Annotated in this window: 17 protein-coding genes and 1 tRNA gene; 11 read left to right on the forward strand and 7 right to left on the reverse strand. The window is 62.6% G+C overall.

The window, feature by feature from the left end:
* The first annotated feature begins 107 nt into the window (after positions 1 to 107).
* The 4 genes from EN807_RS27830 (at position 108) to glpK (ending at position 4629) form a co-directional block, all read left to right on the forward strand.
* Positions 108 to 926 (forward strand): carbohydrate ABC transporter permease, encoded by an 819-nt coding sequence (locus EN807_RS27830; protein WP_065007668.1) that lies wholly within the window; start codon positions 108 to 110, stop codon positions 924 to 926.
* Between the two features lie 27 nt (positions 927 to 953).
* The gene (locus EN807_RS27835) at positions 954 to 1235 is read left to right on the forward strand and encodes a DUF2160 domain-containing protein (RefSeq protein WP_065007667.1); all 282 of its coding nucleotides are present in this window, start codon (positions 954 to 956) and stop codon (positions 1233 to 1235) included.
* A gap of 72 nt (positions 1236 to 1307) precedes the next feature.
* On the forward strand, positions 1308 to 3050 hold the full coding sequence (locus tag EN807_RS27840) for an ABC transporter substrate-binding protein (RefSeq protein WP_065007666.1): 1743 nt from the start codon (positions 1308 to 1310) through the stop codon (positions 3048 to 3050).
* An 85-nt stretch (positions 3051 to 3135) separates the two neighbouring features.
* Positions 3136 to 4629 carry a glycerol kinase GlpK gene (gene glpK / locus EN807_RS27845; RefSeq protein WP_135937509.1) on the forward strand — a complete coding sequence of 498 codons (1494 nt, stop codon included), beginning with the start codon at positions 3136 to 3138 and terminating at the stop codon, positions 4627 to 4629.
* Between the two features lie 79 nt (positions 4630 to 4708).
* On the opposite strand, the gene EN807_RS27850 is transcribed toward glpK, so the two are convergent.
* On the reverse strand, positions 4709 to 5200 hold the full coding sequence (locus tag EN807_RS27850; RefSeq protein ID WP_127314899.1) for a BA14K family protein: 492 nt from the start codon (positions 5198 to 5200) through the stop codon (positions 4709 to 4711).
* Positions 5201 to 5463: 263 nt separating this feature from the next.
* Here EN807_RS27850 and EN807_RS27855 point away from each other — a divergent pair.
* Positions 5464 to 5539 (forward strand) — tRNA-Lys (locus tag EN807_RS27855).
* Between the two features lie 316 nt (positions 5540 to 5855).
* Here the strand turns inward: EN807_RS27855 and dprA are convergent.
* The 4 genes from dprA to EN807_RS27875 are packed head-to-tail and all read right to left on the reverse strand — an operon-like array spanning position 5856 to position 9828.
* Positions 5856 to 6980: a DNA-processing protein DprA gene (gene dprA / locus EN807_RS27860; protein ID WP_135937510.1), complete on the reverse strand. Its 1125-nt coding sequence runs from the start codon at positions 6978 to 6980 to the stop codon at positions 5856 to 5858.
* A complete protein-coding gene (plsY, locus tag EN807_RS27865) occupies positions 6977 to 7564 on the reverse strand; it encodes a glycerol-3-phosphate 1-O-acyltransferase PlsY (protein ID WP_135937511.1) in 588 nt (195 codons plus the stop codon). The genes dprA and plsY overlap by 4 nt, the downstream gene beginning before the upstream one ends.
* 18 nt (positions 7565 to 7582) lie before the next feature.
* On the reverse strand, positions 7583 to 8869 hold the full coding sequence (locus tag EN807_RS27870; RefSeq protein WP_135937512.1) for a dihydroorotase: 1287 nt from the start codon (positions 8867 to 8869) through the stop codon (positions 7583 to 7585).
* Positions 8866 to 9828, reverse strand: coding sequence for an aspartate carbamoyltransferase catalytic subunit (locus EN807_RS27875; protein WP_127314903.1), 963 nt, complete (start codon positions 9826 to 9828; stop codon positions 8866 to 8868). Before EN807_RS27875 ends, EN807_RS27870 begins: the two co-directional genes overlap by 4 nt.
* A 158-nt stretch (positions 9829 to 9986) precedes the next feature.
* Between EN807_RS27875 and EN807_RS27880 the strand changes: the two genes are divergently transcribed.
* Complete coding sequence (locus EN807_RS27880; RefSeq protein ID WP_135937513.1) at positions 9987 to 11615, forward strand: DNA alkylation response protein; 1629 nt, start codon at positions 9987 to 9989, stop codon at positions 11613 to 11615.
* On the opposite strand, the gene EN807_RS27885 is transcribed toward EN807_RS27880, so the two are convergent.
* Positions 11597 to 12535: an AEC family transporter gene (locus tag EN807_RS27885; protein WP_135937514.1), complete on the reverse strand. Its 939-nt coding sequence runs from the start codon at positions 12533 to 12535 to the stop codon at positions 11597 to 11599. The genes EN807_RS27880 and EN807_RS27885 overlap by 19 nt on opposite strands.
* A gap of 167 nt (positions 12536 to 12702) precedes the next feature.
* Here EN807_RS27885 and EN807_RS27890 point away from each other — a divergent pair, with 167 nt between their 5' ends.
* The gene (locus EN807_RS27890; RefSeq protein ID WP_135937515.1) at positions 12703 to 13281 is read left to right on the forward strand and encodes a hypothetical protein; all 579 of its coding nucleotides are present in this window, start codon (positions 12703 to 12705) and stop codon (positions 13279 to 13281) included.
* Entirely contained in the window at positions 13281 to 13592 is a 312-nt protein-coding gene (locus EN807_RS27895) for a DUF6105 family protein (protein WP_127314907.1), read from the forward strand. Before EN807_RS27890 ends, EN807_RS27895 begins: the two co-directional genes overlap by 1 nt.
* Here the strand turns inward: EN807_RS27895 and ruvX are convergent.
* Positions 13559 to 14044, reverse strand: a complete 486-nt coding sequence (ruvX, locus tag EN807_RS27900; protein ID WP_029352820.1) for a Holliday junction resolvase RuvX — start codon at positions 14042 to 14044, stop codon at positions 13559 to 13561. The genes EN807_RS27895 and ruvX overlap by 34 nt on opposite strands.
* Positions 14045 to 14145: 101 nt before the next feature.
* Here ruvX and EN807_RS27905 point away from each other — a divergent pair, with 101 nt between their 5' ends.
* The 3 genes from EN807_RS27905 (at position 14146) to gatC (ending at position 15688) form a co-directional block, all read left to right on the forward strand.
* Positions 14146 to 14853, forward strand: a complete 708-nt coding sequence (locus EN807_RS27905; RefSeq protein ID WP_135937516.1) for a metal-dependent hydrolase — start codon at positions 14146 to 14148, stop codon at positions 14851 to 14853.
* A 38-nt stretch (positions 14854 to 14891) separates the two neighbouring features.
* Positions 14892 to 15308, forward strand: a complete 417-nt coding sequence (locus tag EN807_RS27910) for a hypothetical protein (protein WP_127314910.1) — start codon at positions 14892 to 14894, stop codon at positions 15306 to 15308.
* A gap of 92 nt (positions 15309 to 15400) precedes the next feature.
* Positions 15401 to 15688, forward strand: coding sequence for an Asp-tRNA(Asn)/Glu-tRNA(Gln) amidotransferase subunit GatC (gene gatC / locus EN807_RS27915; protein ID WP_127314911.1), 288 nt, complete (start codon positions 15401 to 15403; stop codon positions 15686 to 15688).
* Positions 15689 to 15695: the final 7 nt, after the last annotated feature.

The following is a 15695-nucleotide window of genomic DNA, read 5'->3' on the forward strand; positions in this document are numbered from 1 at the left end:
CATCGGTGAAGGAAGGCCTTGGGGATAAAAGGGGCGACGTTTTGATGCGAGAGCAGACAACGCCGCCACCGGCGTCGAATGCGGCGGGTCTCCAGGCGGTAAGCGTAATGAGCGGACGCGGCCGGGAGGCGCGCTTCCTTTGGCTCGTGCCGACGGTCTACATCATCTTCCTGATGCTGCCGATCTACTGGCTGCTCAACATGTCGTTCAAGACGACGAACGAAATCCTCGGCGGCTTTTCATTGTGGCCACGCAGTTTCACGGTGGCGAGCTATGTCGAGATCCTCACCAACCCCGTTTGGTACAATGGCTACATCAGCTCCATCAGCTATGTATTTATCAACACTGCGATTTCGGTCAGCGTGGCGCTGCCCGCTGCCTATGCCTTCTCGCGCTACCGTTTTCTCGGCGACAAGCACCTGTTCTTCTGGCTGCTGACCAACCGCATGGCGCCGCCGGCGGTTTTCGCGCTGCCGTTTTACCAGCTCTACTCGGCCATCAATCTCTTCGACACGCCATGGGCCGTTGCGCTGGCGCACTGCCTGTTCAACATACCGCTCGCAGTGTGGATTCTCGAAGGCTTCATGTCCGGCGTGCCGAAGGAGATCGACGAGACGGCCTTCATAGACGGCTATTCCTGGCCGCGGTTCTTCGTGAAGATATTCATGCCGCTGATCGCTTCCGGCATCGGTGTCACGGCGTTCTTCTGCTTCATGTTCTCTTGGGTCGAGCTGTTGCTCGCCAAGACGCTGACGTCTGTCGCCGCGAAGCCGATCGCCGCCGTGATGACCCGGACGGCGAGCACATCGGGCTACGAACTCGGATTGCTGGCGGCCGCCGGCGTGCTCACCATCGTTCCGGGCGCAATCGTCATCTGGTTCGTCCGGAACTATATCGCCAAGGGGTTTGCGCTTGGCCGCGTCTAGCGGCGGCGCGGGGAAGGAGTAAAGACGATGGATCTCTCATGGATGGCCTGGACCTGGCAGACCGCCACTTTCTTTGGCGTGATCCTGCTTCTTCTGGTCGGAATGACCGTGTGGGAGTGGGCCAGTCCTGGCGGAGCGCCGCGCCATGGCGTTCTCGGCCTCGATACTACGCGTGGCGACCGACTGTTCATTTCGCTGCTAGGCAGCGCCTACATCCATCTCGCTTGGCTGGGTCTTGTCGGACCCAACCTGTGGTGGGCACTCGCCCTCTCGATCGTCTACGCCATCGGCGTTTTTCGATTCGTCTAGGGGGAGAAACTGTTGGAGCGGCCGCGCAACGACCGCTCCGATCGCACTTGAAACCGAAAATGGGAGGAACTCATGCGACGTCACCTACTAACATCGACAACGGCACTAGTCCTGCTGCTCGGGGCCAGTCAGGCCTACGCAGGCATGGATGAAGCCAAGACATTCCTTGACACGGAAATCAATGGCCTTTCGACCCTTGATCGCTCGGCTCAGGAAGCCGAAATGCAATGGTTTGTCGATGCCGCGAAACCCTTCGCCGGCATGGAGATAAACGTGCTGTCGGAAGGTATCCCGACACACACCTACGAATCGACCGTGCTCACCAAGGCGTTCGAGGCGATCACCGGCATCAAGGTCAACCACCAGATCCTCGGCGAGGGTGAAGTCGTCCAGGCCGTGCAGACTCAGATGCAGACCAACCGCAATCTTTATGACGCTTATGTCAACGACAGCGACCTGATCGGCACCCATTCGCGGCTGCAGCTTGCGGTAAATCTCACCGATTTCATGGCCGGCGAAGGCAAGGATGTCACCCTTCCGACACTCGATCTCGAAGACTTTATTGGCATTAAGTTCACGACCGGCCCGGACGGCAAGCTCTACCAGCTCCCGGACCAGCAGTTCGCCAACCTCTACTGGTTCCGCAAGGACTGGTTCGACAAGCCGGAACTCAAGGAAAAGTTCAAGGCCAAGTATGGCTACGATCTCGGCGTCCCGGTGAACTGGTCCGCCTACGAGGATATCGCCGAATTCTTCTCCAAGGACGTGAAGGAAATCGACGGCGTGCAGGTCTTCGGACATATGGACTACGGCAAGCGGGCACCCGATCTCGGTTGGCGCATGACTGACGCGTGGCTGTCCATGGCCGGCACCGGCAGCCCCGGCGAGCCGAATGGCATCCCGATCGACGAATGGGGCATTCGCATGGAGGCTGGCACCTGCAATCCGGTCGGCGCGAGTGTTTCGCGCGGTGGCGAGGCGAATGGTCCGGCGTCGGTCTATGCCATCGCAAAGTGGGACGAGTGGCTGCGTAACTTTGCGCCTCCCGGAGCAGCGAGCTACGATTTCTACCAGTCGCTGCCCGCGCTGAGCCAAGGCAACGTGGCCCAGCAGATCTTCTGGTACACGGCTTTCCTCGCCGACATGGTGAAGCCCAAGTCGGAAGGGAACAACACGGTCGATGATGAGGGCAATTTGTTGTGGCGAATGGCCCCGTCGCCGCACGGCCCGTACTGGAAGGACGGGCAGAAGATCGGCTACCAGGACGTGGGCTCTTGGACGATCCTGAAATCGACCCCGGCCGATCGTGCCAAGGCCGCCTGGCTTTATGCGCAGTTCGTCGTGTCGAAGACCGTGTCTTTGAAGAAGTCCCATGTCGGGCTCACTCTGATCCGCGATTCCGACATTCGGCATCAGTCGTTTACCGACCGTGCGCCCAAACTCGGCGGCTGGGTGGAGTTCTACCGCTCTCCAGACCGGGTCGCCTGGTCGCCGACCGGCATCAACGTGCCCGACTACCCGAAGCTCGCCCAGATCTGGTGGCAGCAGATCGGCGACGTGAACTCCGGGGCGTTCACGCCGCAGCAGGCGATGGACCGCCTCGCTGAGGAAATGGACATCACGATGGCCCGCATGCAGGCTGCCGACGAGTCCGCCAAGGTCTACGGCGGCTGTGGTCCGCGACTCAACGAGCCGAAAGATCCGGCCGAATGGTTGGGCAAGGAGAACGGTCCTAAGGCCAAACTCGAGAACGAGAAGCCGAAAGGCGAGACCATCGTCTATGAGGAACTGATCAAGCGCTGGACCACCCAGTAGGCTTGCCGAACCGCGAAAGCGAAAAGAGGCTACAGGGAGGCGGCGCGAGCCGTCTCCCTTCTTTGCGAATGATGGGGGAGACAGCATGACCGGATACATCCTTGCAATTGATCAGGGGACGACGTCGAGCCGGGCGATCTTGTTCGATCCCGAAATGAAGGTCGTAGGCAGCGGACAGAAGGAATTTACCCAGCATTATCCGGCCTCCGGCTGGGTCGAGCACGATCCGGAGGAAATCTGGTCGAGCGTCGTGGCGACGGTGAAGGCTGCGCTGAAAAGCGCCGGCCGCGATGCGTCGGATGTCGCGGCAATCGGCATCACCAATCAGCGCGAGACCGTCGTCATCTGGGACAGGGCGACCGGCAAGCCGATCCATAACGCGATTGTCTGGCAAGACCGCCGCACCGCGCCGCTGTGCCAGAAATTGAAGAAGCAGGGGCTGGAGAAGAAGTTCACCAGAAGGACCGGCCTGCTGCTCGATCCCTATTTCTCCGGCACCAAGATCGCCTGGATGCTGGACAAGGTGAAGGGCGCGAGGAAACGCGCCGCCAAGGGCGAATTGCTGGCCGGCACCATCGACAGCTTTCTGATCTGGCGGCTGACCGGCGGCAAGGTTCACGCCACCGATGCCACCAATGCCTCGCGAACGTTGGTCTACAACATCGAAAAGAATGCCTGGGACGACGAGCTTCTGGCCATTCTCGGCATACCGGAAAAAATGCTGCCGCAGGTGAAGGATTGCGCTGACGACTATGGAATCACAGAGAAAAGCCTGTTCGGCGCAGAGATAAGAATCCTCGGCGTGGCTGGCGACCAGCATGCGGCGACCATCGGCCAGGCCTGTTTCGAGCCGGGCATGATGAAGTCCACCTATGGCACCGGTTGCTTCGCGCTGCTCAACACCGGCAGCGATCTGGTGCGCTCGAAGAACCGGTTGTTGACGACCATTGCCTATAGGCTGAACGGCAAGACCACTTATGCGCTGGAGGGGTCGATCTTCATCGCAGGTGCCGCCGTGCAATGGCTGCGCGACGGCATCAAGGTGATCGGCAAGGCCGAGCAGAGCGGCGTGCTGGCGGCGAGCGCCGACCCGACTCAAGAAGTGTATCTAGTGCCGGCTTTCGTTGGACTTGGCGCGCCGCACTGGGACGCCGAGGCGCGCGGCGCCATCTTCGGGCTGACCCGCAATTCGGGCCCGGCCGAATTTGCCAGCGCCGCACTTGAATCCGTTGCGTTCCAGACGCGCGACCTGCTCGACGCGATGCGCAAGGACTGGAAGGGCGCGTCTGCGAAGACCGTTCTCAGGGTCGATGGCGGGATGGTGGCGTCGGACTGGACCTTGCAGCGGCTGGCCGACATCCTCGATGCGCCGGTCGACCGTCCGACCATCCTGGAGACGACGGCGCTTGGCGCGGCATGGCTGGCCGGCTCGAAAGCGGGAGTCTGGCCGAAGGCCAGGGACTTCGCCAGGAGTTGGGCGCTGGAGCGACGGTTCAAGCCGGATATGAACGCTACGGTTCGTTCCGTAAAGCTGGCGGGCTGGCGCGATGCTGTGCGCAGGACGCTGAGCACGCTTTAGATTCGCGCACCAAAAAAAGCCCGCGCCGTTGTCGGCGCAGGCTCTTCAACAAAACTTACTCAACTTCGCCCGGGCTTTATCAATAGGGCGAGATGCACTGCCGACGCGGCCCGTAGTAAGGCTGGTACGTGTTGTCATATGCCCGGTAGGATCTGTAGCGATTATAGCACCACGCCACGTGGGCATCGCCTCCTCGATAGACGCGGTTCTGGTTGTTGATGATCGCGCCGGTAATCAGCGCGCCAGTGGCGAAGGCAGCCAGCGGGAACCAGTAGTCGCCGTGACGGCGATAGCCGCGACGCCAACTGCGATAGCCGCGATGGCCGCGCCAATACCTGCCGTCGTCATGCGAGAAACTGCGACGAAAATCGCGGCGCGAGAAATCGCGGCGGGAAAAATCGCGATCGCCGTCGAAACGCCTCCAACGCCTGTGGTCGACGGTCTGGACATCCGACGCGACGTTCTGACCTAGCGGCACGTAAATGGGCTGGGCGTTGACGGGCACGATTTCCGCCACAGCGAATGACGCTGACAGCGCGGTCGCCAGCAAGCCCGACATGATTCTGTTCATGATCTTCTCCTTGAAAGCGTCGTCCCTTGTAGCGACAAAAACGGACAGGTTGCGCAATTGTTCCGCTAAAAATAGCAAGCTGCTGATTTGTAATGCGTCTCAGCTTTCTGCGGGACAGCCACGCAGGCTTTGCCGAAGCGGTTGGAGAGGCGCTGCAAGTGTGCGGAAAAGCCCTGCTTGCGCGTGCTCTTTTTCCAGTTGACCGGTCGAGGCACTCTCCCTATGTTCCGCGCAATTTCGAGGGCGGCATTCTGAGCCCGCGGGAGCGCGTAGCTCAGCCGGTAGAGCAACTGACTTTTAATCAGTAGGTCCAGGGTTCGAATCCCTGCGCGCTCACCATTGTTTCATTGAATTCAACTACTTAGGCTTACTCGGCGAGCGTAGCCAGAACCTGGGAGACTGCAAAGCCTCACGGCACAGCTGTTTCCGCCGTCAGATGGCTGACTATCGCAAAACGATAGCACAGCAGCATTCTCCTAGCCGCCCGTCCCGTCGTCCATCTTTGTATTGGTCAGCGCCTCATAGGCCATGCTGCATAGGCGAGAGATCGCTCACGGGATCACTGCCACAGGCGCGACCGGCAATAACCGGATGAGGCGAGCATCGGGGCAGGTTCCCACAAGAATCGTGCGCTGAGGCATCCGGAAAACCTTGCTCAAATCAGCGAGACATTGCCGCCGGCGTGGCGCTCCAGTCGGCCGGCGAGGTCGAGTTCCAGTAACACCATGAAAACCTGGGCGGGATGCAGGCCGGTGTGGCGGATGATTTCGTCGACCGCCACCGGCGTCGGGCCGAGGGCTTCGATAACGCGGGCGCGGTCGTCTTCGCAGGGCGGCGGTGTTGCCGAAAAGTCGGGCGGCTCTCCAAGTGGCGGCGTCCTTGGTGCCAAGGCGCTGACCAGCGGCGCGACTGCGCTGGTGATGTCCGACGCCTCGGTGACCAGGGTGGCGCCGTCCTTGAGCAGGGCATTGGTGCCGGCAGCGCGCGGATCGAGCGGCGAACCGGGGACGGCGAAGACCAGCCGGCCCATCTCGCCGGCAAGCCTGGCGCTGATCAGCGAGCCGGAGCGTTGCGCCGCCTCGACCACGACCAGCCCCAATGCAGCACCCGCGACGAGGCGGTTGCGGCGCGGAAAATCCTGGGCGCGCGGCTGCCAGCCGAACGGCATCTCTGAAATGATGGCGCCGCCGCGCTCGGCAATCTCGTTACAGAGTTCGGCATTCTCGGGCGGGTAGGGCAGGTCGAGGCCGCCGGCCAGCACGCCGATCGTGCCGGTCGCAAGGCTGCCCTGATGTGCTGCCGTGTCGATGCCGCGCGCCAGACCGGAGAGGATGCCGTATCCGTCGCGGCCGAGTTCGGCGGCGAGCGTGCGCGCCATCTTGATGCCGGCCAGCGAGGCGTTGCGGGCGCCGACGATGGCGACTGCCGGTAGCCGAAACACCGCGCCTTCGCCTTTGACCGCGAGCAGCGGCGGCGGATGGTCCATGCTTTTCATCAGCGGTGGATAGTCGGCCTCGCCGATGCCGACGAAGCGGGCGCCGGCGCGCCGGGCTGTCTCCACTTCCGCCTCGGCCTCGGCAATCGACGGGATGCGGACGATCTTTCTGGCACCGCCCGAAATCATTAGCTCGGGCAGCATCTCAAGCGCCGTCTCGGCCGAGCCGAAACGGTTGATCAGGTCGCGAAAGGTGGCCGGGCCGACATTCGGCGTGCGGATCAAACGAAGCCAGCTCAACCGCTGCCGGTCGCTGAGCCGCGGCCCGGCGGCGCGCTGGCTCACTCCTTGGCCCCGATCTTGCCCTCGGTGCCGGCCAGCAGCCGCGTGATGTTGGCCCGGTGTTTTATGATGACGATCAGGCTCATCAGCGCGAACAGCCCGGCAATCTCAGGCGTGCTGAGGACATAGAGCGCGATCGGCACGACGACTGCTGCCGTCAGCGCCGCCAGCGAGGAATAGCGGAACAAGAAAGCGACGGCCAGCCAGACGATGGCGAAGATCAGTGCCACCTGCCAGGCCAATGCAATCAGTACGCCGAGATAAGTGGCGACCCCCTTGCCGCCCTTGAAACCGAGCCAGACCGGAAAGAGATGGCCGAAAAAGGCGCCGAGGCCGGCCCAGGGCCCGAGCTCCAGTGCAAAGCGACCGGCGATCAGCACGGCCGCCGTGCCTTTCAGCGCGTCGAGCAGCAGCGTGGCGGCGGCCAGGCCCTTGTTGCCGGTGCGCAGTACATTGGTGGCGCCGATGTTGCCGGAGCCGATATTGCGGACGTCGCCCAGACCGGCGGCGCGGGTGATCAGGAGCCCGAACGGGATCGAGCCGAGCAGGTAGCCGAACACTAGCGCCAAGACGATGCCGTAAGCCATTGTTCCCCCAGATATCCCCTAGGCTGAAAACACTGTGCGGCCCGCCACCATCGTTTGCAAGACCTTGCCCTGCAGCCGCGCGCCTTCGAAACAGGTGTTTTTCGAGCGCGAACGGATACCGGCTTCGCTGACGATCCATGGCTCGTTGAGATCGACCAGCGCAAGATCGGCGATCGCGCCTGGCTTCAGCGTGCCGCCGGGCAGGCCGAACAGTCTTGCCGGCGCGGTGGACAAGGTCTCGACCAATCTAAGCAGCGTCACGTCGCCATTGTGATAAAGGCGCAGCGCCGCGCCCAGCAGCGTTTCCAGCCCGATCGCGCCGGCCGCGGCGTCGGCGAAGGGCAGGCGCTTGGTGTCGACATCCTGCGGGTCGTGCGAGGACACGATGAGGTCGATCGTGCCGTCCTTGACCGCCTCGAGCATCGCCAGCCTGTCTTCCTCGGCGCGCAGCGGCGGCGTCAGCCGGAAGAAGGTGCGGTATTCGCCGACATCGTTCTCGTTGAGCGACAGATTGTGGATCGACACGCCTGCTGTGACATTCGCGCCGTCGGCTTTCGCCCGCGTTACCGCGTTTGCCGCCATGGCCGTCGAGATCTTGGCCGCGTGATAGGCGCCGCCGGTCAGCCGCGCCAGCGCAAGGTCACGCTCCAGCGGAATGGACTCGGCCTCGCGCGGAATGCCGGCGAGGCCGAGCCAGCTGGCATAGAGGCCTTCGTTCATGACGCCTGATGAGGCGAGGTCGGCGTCTTGGGTTTCATGTGCGATCACGCCGCCGAAGTCGCGCGCATAGGTCAGCGCGCGGCGCATCACCAGTGCGCTTGCTATGGTGTGCCGCCCGTCAGTGAAGGCGACCGCGCCGGCCTCGCGCAGCAGGCCGAATTCGGTCATCTCGCGGCCTTCGAGGCCCTTGGTGATCGCCGCCGCCGGAAAGATGTTGACGATGGCCGTATCCTTGGCGGTGCGTAGCACGAATTCGACCAGCGCCACATTGTCGATCACCGGGTCGGTGTCGGGCATCATGACGATGGAAGTGACGCCGCCGGCCGCCGCCGCCAGGCTGGCCGAAGCGATGGTTTCGCGGTGCTCGCCGCCCGGTTCGCCGATGAAGACGCGCGCATCGATCAGGCCCGGGATGATTGCTTTGCCGCCGCAGTCGATGACGGTAGCATCTTGCGGAGCGCCCTGGTTCAAGGCCGACTTGCCGGCAGCCACGATCTTGCGGCCCTCGACAATGACGGTGCCGACCTCGTCAATGCCGCGCGACGGATCGACGATGCGGGCCCGGCTGAAGACCGTTGTGCTCATCGGGCAACTTCGCGGTTGCGACGGGGGTCGAGCAGCGCTTCCATCACTGCCATGCGCACGGCAACACCCATCTCCACCTGTTCCTGGATGACGCTCTGCGGACCGTCGGCGATTTCCGATGCGATCTCGACGCCGCGGTTCATCGGGCCGGGATGCATGACCAGAGCGCCGTCCTTGGCCGCCTTCAGCTTCTCGGCGTCGAGGCCGAAATAGTGGAAATACTCACGCACCGAAGGCACGAAGGCGCCTTCCATCCGCTCGCGCTGCAGCCGCAGCATCATCACCACATCCGCGTCCTTGAGCCCTTCGGCCATCGAACGGGTGACGACCACGCCCATTTTCTCGATGCCGGCGGGCAGAAGTGTCGACGGCGCCACCGCGCGGACCTGGGCGCCGAGCGCGTTGAGCAGTATGATGTTGGAACGCGCCACGCGCGAATGCAGGATGTCGCCACAGATTGCCACGATCAGCTTCGACAGCGGGCCCCTGGCGCGGCGGATGGTCAGCGCGTCGAGCAGCGCCTGCGTCGGGTGCTCATGGGCGCCGTCGCCGGCATTGATCACCGAGCAGCCGACCTTTTGCGCCAGTAGTGCGGCGGCACCCGCCGACTGGTGGCGGATGATCAATATGTCCGGGCGCATGGCGTTCAGCGTCATCGCCGTGTCGATCAGCGTCTCGCCCTTCTTCACCGAAGAGCTCGCCACCGACATGTTCATGACGTCGGCGCCTAGCCGTTTTCCGGCCAGCTCGAACGACGACTGCGTGCGGGTCGAGGCTTCGTAGAAGAGGTTGATCTGGGTGCGGCCGCGCAGCGTCGAGGTCTTCTTCTCCGACTGCCGCGAGATCGCGACCGCCCGGTCCGCCTTGTCCAGCAAAAGCTCGATGTCGGCGGGGGAAAGATCGCGGATGCCCAGAAGATGGCGGTGAGGATAGAGTGGCAGGGACGAAGCGTCGGTCATCTCAAGGCGCTGCTATAGGGTGGAGGACCTTTGGCTGCAAGCACCAGCTTTGGATTGCGGTCTTTCTCCCCGGTATTTTCGTCGCGCGCGTTGCGCGGCTTGGGCTATAAACCGCTACTGGCTTCGGATTCGTGGCCTTGTGATGATAAGGACAGTGCGTGACCGACGACGTGACGAACCAGCCGCCGCCGCTGGCAGGCGGCAACGCCTGGCGGGGCGATCCGTTGCTGATCCAGCTTGCCGAGCGTTTTTCCGATCCGGTGCGCAAAGATCTCGATGGGCTTGGCCGTTTCGTGCTGACGCAGGAGGCGCAGGAACTGGCTCGCCTCGCCAATGTCGAGACGCCGAAGCTCAGGACCCATGACCGGCAGGGCCGGCGCATCGATCTGGTCGAGTTTCATCCAGCCTATCACGCACTGATGCGCCGGTCGGTGGCGAACGGGCTGCATTCGTCGGTCTGGGAAAATGGCGATGCCGAGATCGGCCGCCGTCATCAGGTGCGCGCCGCCCGTTTCTACCTGACGGCCGAGCTCGAAACCGGGCATCTCTGTCCCATCACCATGACCAGCGCATCGCTGGCAGCGCTGATGGCCAGCCCGAAACTGTTTCGCGAATGGGCGCCGCGGGTGACGACACGCAAATACGACCAGAGCCAAAAGCCTCCGGTCGAAAAGGCCGGGCTGACGCTCGGCATGGGCATGACCGAGAAGCAGGGCGGCACCGACGTCCGCGCCAACGTCACCAGGGCCGAGCGGGCCGGCAGCAGCTTCTATCGGCTGACCGGCCATAAATGGTTCATGTCAGCGCCGATGTCGGATGCGTTCCTGGTGCTTGGACAGGCGCCGGAAGGACTTTCGTGCTTTCTCGTTCCCCGCATTCTCGGCGATGGTTCGGGCAACGGCTTCCGCTTCCAGCGGCTGAAGGACAAGCTCGGCAACCGCTCCAACGCCTCGTCCGAAGTGGAGTTCGTCAACGCCATCGGCGAGATGGTCGGCGAGCCCGGGGCAGGCGTCAAAACGATCATGGACATGGTGACGCTGACCCGGCTCGACTGCGCGATCGCCTCGTCGGCGATCATGCGTGCCGGGCTGGCCGAGGCCGTCCACCACACCCGTCACCGCCAGGTGTTTGGAACCAATCTGATCGAGCAGCCGCTGATGCAGCGCGTGCTGGCCGACATGGCGCTCGACGTCGCCGCGGCCACCGCGCTGTCGTTCCGGCTGGCGCGCTCCTTCGACGAAGCGGCCGGCGACCGCGGCGAGGCGGCCTTCGCTCGCGCCATGACGCCGGTCGTAAAGTACTGGGTCTGCAAGATCGCACCACAGCTGCTCTACGAAGCGATGGAGTGCCTCGGCGGCAATGGCTATGTCGAGGAGGCGCCGCTCGCCCGCTACTATCGCGAAGCTCCGGTCAACGCGATCTGGGAGGGATCCGGCAACGTCATGGCGCTCGACGTGCTGCGCGTGCTGGGGCGTGCACCCGGCCTGTTCGAGGAGGTGCTGGCCGGCATCGATCGCGATCTCGGCGCAGGCGGACGCGGCACCGTCGGCGTACTCAAGGCGGCAATGCAGGTCGCGGCAACCGACGAGGGCTCGGCCCGCCTGCTCACCGAACAACTGGCGCTGTCGGCGGCAGCGGCAGAACTTCGCAGGCTGGGGGCAGGGCGGATCGCCGACGCCTTCGTCGAGACGCGCCTCGCCGGCCAGTGGCGCAACACCTATGGCATGCTCGATTCGCGCCATGACGCGCGCATGATCATCGACACGCTCTATCGGCCGACGAACTGAGCCGCCAACAGCAGTACAACCGGGATGGTCGCGAAGGAAGCAAGCGTCTGCAGCGTCGTAACCGTAGCGTAAAGCTCGGCGTCGCCGCCTATTTGCTTGGCCAGCACATAACCGTTCATGGCGGTCGGCACGGCGCCGCACAGGATGAGAAACAGCAATTCCTCGCCAGTGACGCCAAGCAAGAGCGAAATGGCCAGCAGCAGCGCCGGAAACACCACCAGCTTGACTGCAACCGGGACGAGAATAACGATCCTGGGCTTGACCAGGCTGTCGAGCCTCAGGCCCGCACCAATGCCGACGAGGCCAAGCCCAAGCGCGGCCTGGCCGATCAGCTGAAGCGTCTTGTTGACCGGTGCAAAAAGTTCGAAGGGCAGTGCGCGTAACAGAAGACCGCCGGCAGCCGCGATCACCATTGGATTAGTCGCCATGCGGCGGATCAGCGTCGGCCAGTTGGCCGTCCTGTCGGCGAAGCGTGTAACTACGAAAACCGTCACAAGATTGATCGGCAGGATGACGATCGCCATCACCAGCGCGACGACAGCCATTCCGGCGGGCGGAAACAATTTTTGGGCAATGGCCAGCGCCATGAAACCGTTCCAGCGGATCGATGTTTGGAAAATCGACGAGAATTCGGCCGCTCCGGCAAGACCGGCCTTGCGCAGAAACGGCCACAATGACAGCACGAATACAAACATCAGCGGCACGGTGATTGCCAGCGCCAGCATCATGGCATCCAGCTGCAGGCCGGTGAAATCGGCGTTTACGATCGTCACGAGAATCAGTGTCGGATAGAAGAACCAGTAGCCCAACTGGTCGATGCCGTGCCAGCCGGCCGGATCGATCACATCGACGCACCGAAGAATATTCCCGCACAGGATAAGCAGGAAGATCGGCAGGATACTTTCGAACATGGCTTGCATGGAAGCGTCTCGGAGGGAGACCGTGCCATAGCAGGCATTGCCGGCATGTAAAGCGCCACGACCGACGCTGTCGTGCGCCTGTGGACGACCGTTAACCTTAACAAATGGTTTCCATTGCGGTCGCAAGCCGCAAGGCCCACTGTCCTGTTTACGGAAGCAGGAACGCCATGCGGCATATATTGAGCTCCTTTCTGGCCTTGCACTGGGCGGTCGTTTTCGCCCTGCTGGCGTTCCTCTGCATCGACGGGAATCGCGGTGTTGCGGCAGCGCTTGGCGTGCTCGGCGTCGCCGTCCAGAACACCCGCTTCGTCAATCTCGAAAACGCCATCATCGTGGCACCGCTTGCCGTAGCGCTGCTTGTCGTCGCGGTGCTGTTCTGCTGGGCCTTTGTCGAAACTCTGATCAGCGACCCGACAAATCCGGACGCCACCGACAGCGTCGTGCGGGTCGCCTTCATCTCCGCCTCCGGCGTGCTGTCGCTCATTGTTGTCGGCGGCGCCGCGCAAGGCATCAACGGGCTGTTCATGGTTGTCGCGGTGCAACTGGCGGCGCTGCTGGCGTCCTATGTCGCCATGCTCGCAGAGCGACGGTCGGCCCTTGGCGCAGAGGTTCCGGGCACGGGTGAAATCAGGGCCGCCGCGCATGTAATGGCGAAAGCGGCGGCGCACAACTCGGCGCTCTCGCGCATTTCCGGCCGGCTGGCCACCAACTTGAGGCCGGACACGAATTTGAGGGATGGCCGCTGATGCGTACCTTGTTCGCGCTATGGGCGGCGCCGCTCGCCCTGTTCTGGGGCTGGTTCTTCCTGTCGCTCAACGACATCAATTTCGGATATGTCATGCTGAGCCGCCAATTGCATGACCTCGTCTTCCAGCTTTATGGGGAGATGCTCGGCATTGATCCGGCGCTCATTCCCGGCATGGTGGCAAAGGCCTGCATCTTCGACAGTCTGCTGCTCATGGCATTTTGGGCGTTCCGACGCCGCCGGGTGATCGGCGGCTGGATCAGGATAATGCGCGACCGCTATTTCGGCCAGGCATCGACGCCGAGCGCCTGAAGCCGGTCGAGAACGCCCTGCAGAATAAAGGCCGCCGCGGCCGAATCGATCTTGCCGGCGCGTTTGCGGCGCGAAAAATCCATCTCGATCAACGTCCGCTCAGCCGCCACCGTCGACAGTCGCTCGTCCCACAAAACGAAGGGCAGGTCGGTCACACCAGCCATGTTGCGGGCGAAGGCGCGGGATTTCTGGGCGCGCGGCCCTTCCGATCCGTCCATGTTGATCGGCAGGCCGAGCACCACGGCGCCGACATTCTCTTTCTGCAGCAAGGCGAGCAGCACAGCTGCATCCAGCGAGAATTTCCTGCGCATGATGACCGGACGCGGATGGGCGAAGGCAAAGCCCCTGTCGGAAACCGCCACGCCGATGGTCTTGTCGCCGAGGTCGAGCCCGGCCAGCGTCTTGCCGCCGCTGAGCCGCGCCGGCAACTCTTCGATGGTGATGATGCTCAACGGCCTTCCTTGGACCACACGCCGCGAAGGGACGCTGTGGGACTTTAATTTCACTGCCGGCGTTCTATCCTTTGGCGAAGCAAAAATCGAGGAAGGCATTCATGAAACTGACCTGGTACGGACATTCCGCATTCCGCATCGAAACCACCGACGCGAAAATCCTCATCGATCCCTATCTGATCGGCAATCCGTCATGGACGAGCGGCTGGGAAGGACCGGCGGAAGGGGTCACGCATGTTCTTTTGACCCATGGCCATAGCGATCACATCAGCGGTGCGCTCGAAGTGCTTGGGAAAAGCGGCGCTATGCTGGTCGCCAATTTCGAGGTCTGCATGTACCTGGTCGGCAGGGGCGCCAGCGACAAGAAGATCAATCCCGGCAACATCGGCGGCACGATCGATTGCGGCGGGTTCACCACCACCTTCGTCCAGGCGCTGCATTCATCGTCGTTCCCGGGTGACAATGGCCAGAACACCTATCTCGGCAATCCAGGCGGCCTCGTCCTGCATTTTCCGGAAGACAAGACGCTCTATCACATGGGCGACACCGACATCTTTTCCGACATGGCGCTGATCAACGAATTACATGAGCCGAAGATCGGCATCGTTCCGATCGGCGACCGCTTCACCATGGGTGGCGCGGTGGCAGCCCTTGCCTGCCGACGCTTCTTTCAGTTTGAGACGGTCATTCCCAGTCACTTCGGTACGTTCCCGATCATCGACCAGACCGCCGACAAGTTTGTCGCGGGGTTGGACGGATCCGGCGTGAAGGTGGCGTTGCCGGAGATCGGCGGGACGATTAGCTTGTAGAAGACGCTAGGTATAAGACGCTAAAATGGAGCGAAAACATGATTTTGAGGGGCTTTCTTTGCATTTCTATTCTCTCTGTGGCGTCCGCCGCTCCCGCCGCGGAGGATTTCATCGAAGGCGTCTATCTCCAGTCCGAGGATCTTTGTGCGCAGGCCAAGAAGGACACACTGGAAGCGCTGATCGACGCCGGCAACATCGTGCTCTCGGCGCGTGGCCTGCAAAGCGTCGAATACGATTGCGAGTTCCTTCAGATCACCAAGGCGACGCTCTCGCCGAGCTGGGCGGTGACAGCCATATGTCAGGAACCGGGCCACGTCTTTCCGGACGTTCTCTCCGTAACGCAATTGAGCCCGAAGCAGATCGATCTGGTTTCGGTCCGGCCTGCGGAAGACGAAAGCGAGGCGAGCGGCAACAGCGGCAGCTATTTCCTCTGCGACGGTGTGGCCCTGCCATAGACCTTCTGCCTGAGTTGTCGGCACGATGCATGTTGCGCGGCACGCGCCGCGCCGCTATAGCGCGGACTGGTTTTCCAGAGGCACAAACAACCATGTCCGTTGATCTTCAGACTGTGAAGCGCGTCGCGCGTCTCGCCCGTATTGCGGTGAGCGAGGAGGATGCCGAGCGCATGACCGGCGAGTTGAACGCCATTCTGGGCTTTGTCGAGCAATTGAACGAGGTCGACGTCTCCGGTGTCGAGCCGATGACTTCGGTGATTCCGATGGAAATGAAGAAGCGCCCGGACGTCGTCACCGACGGCAGCAAGGCGGTCGACATCGTCGCCAACGCACCGGCCACCGAAGAGAATTTCTTCCTCGTTCCGAAGGTGGTGGAGTAGCGGGCCG

This window comes from Mesorhizobium sp. M5C.F.Ca.ET.164.01.1.1 (assembly GCF_004792125.1).
GTDB lineage: Bacteria > Pseudomonadota > Alphaproteobacteria > Rhizobiales > Rhizobiaceae > Mesorhizobium > Mesorhizobium wenxiniae.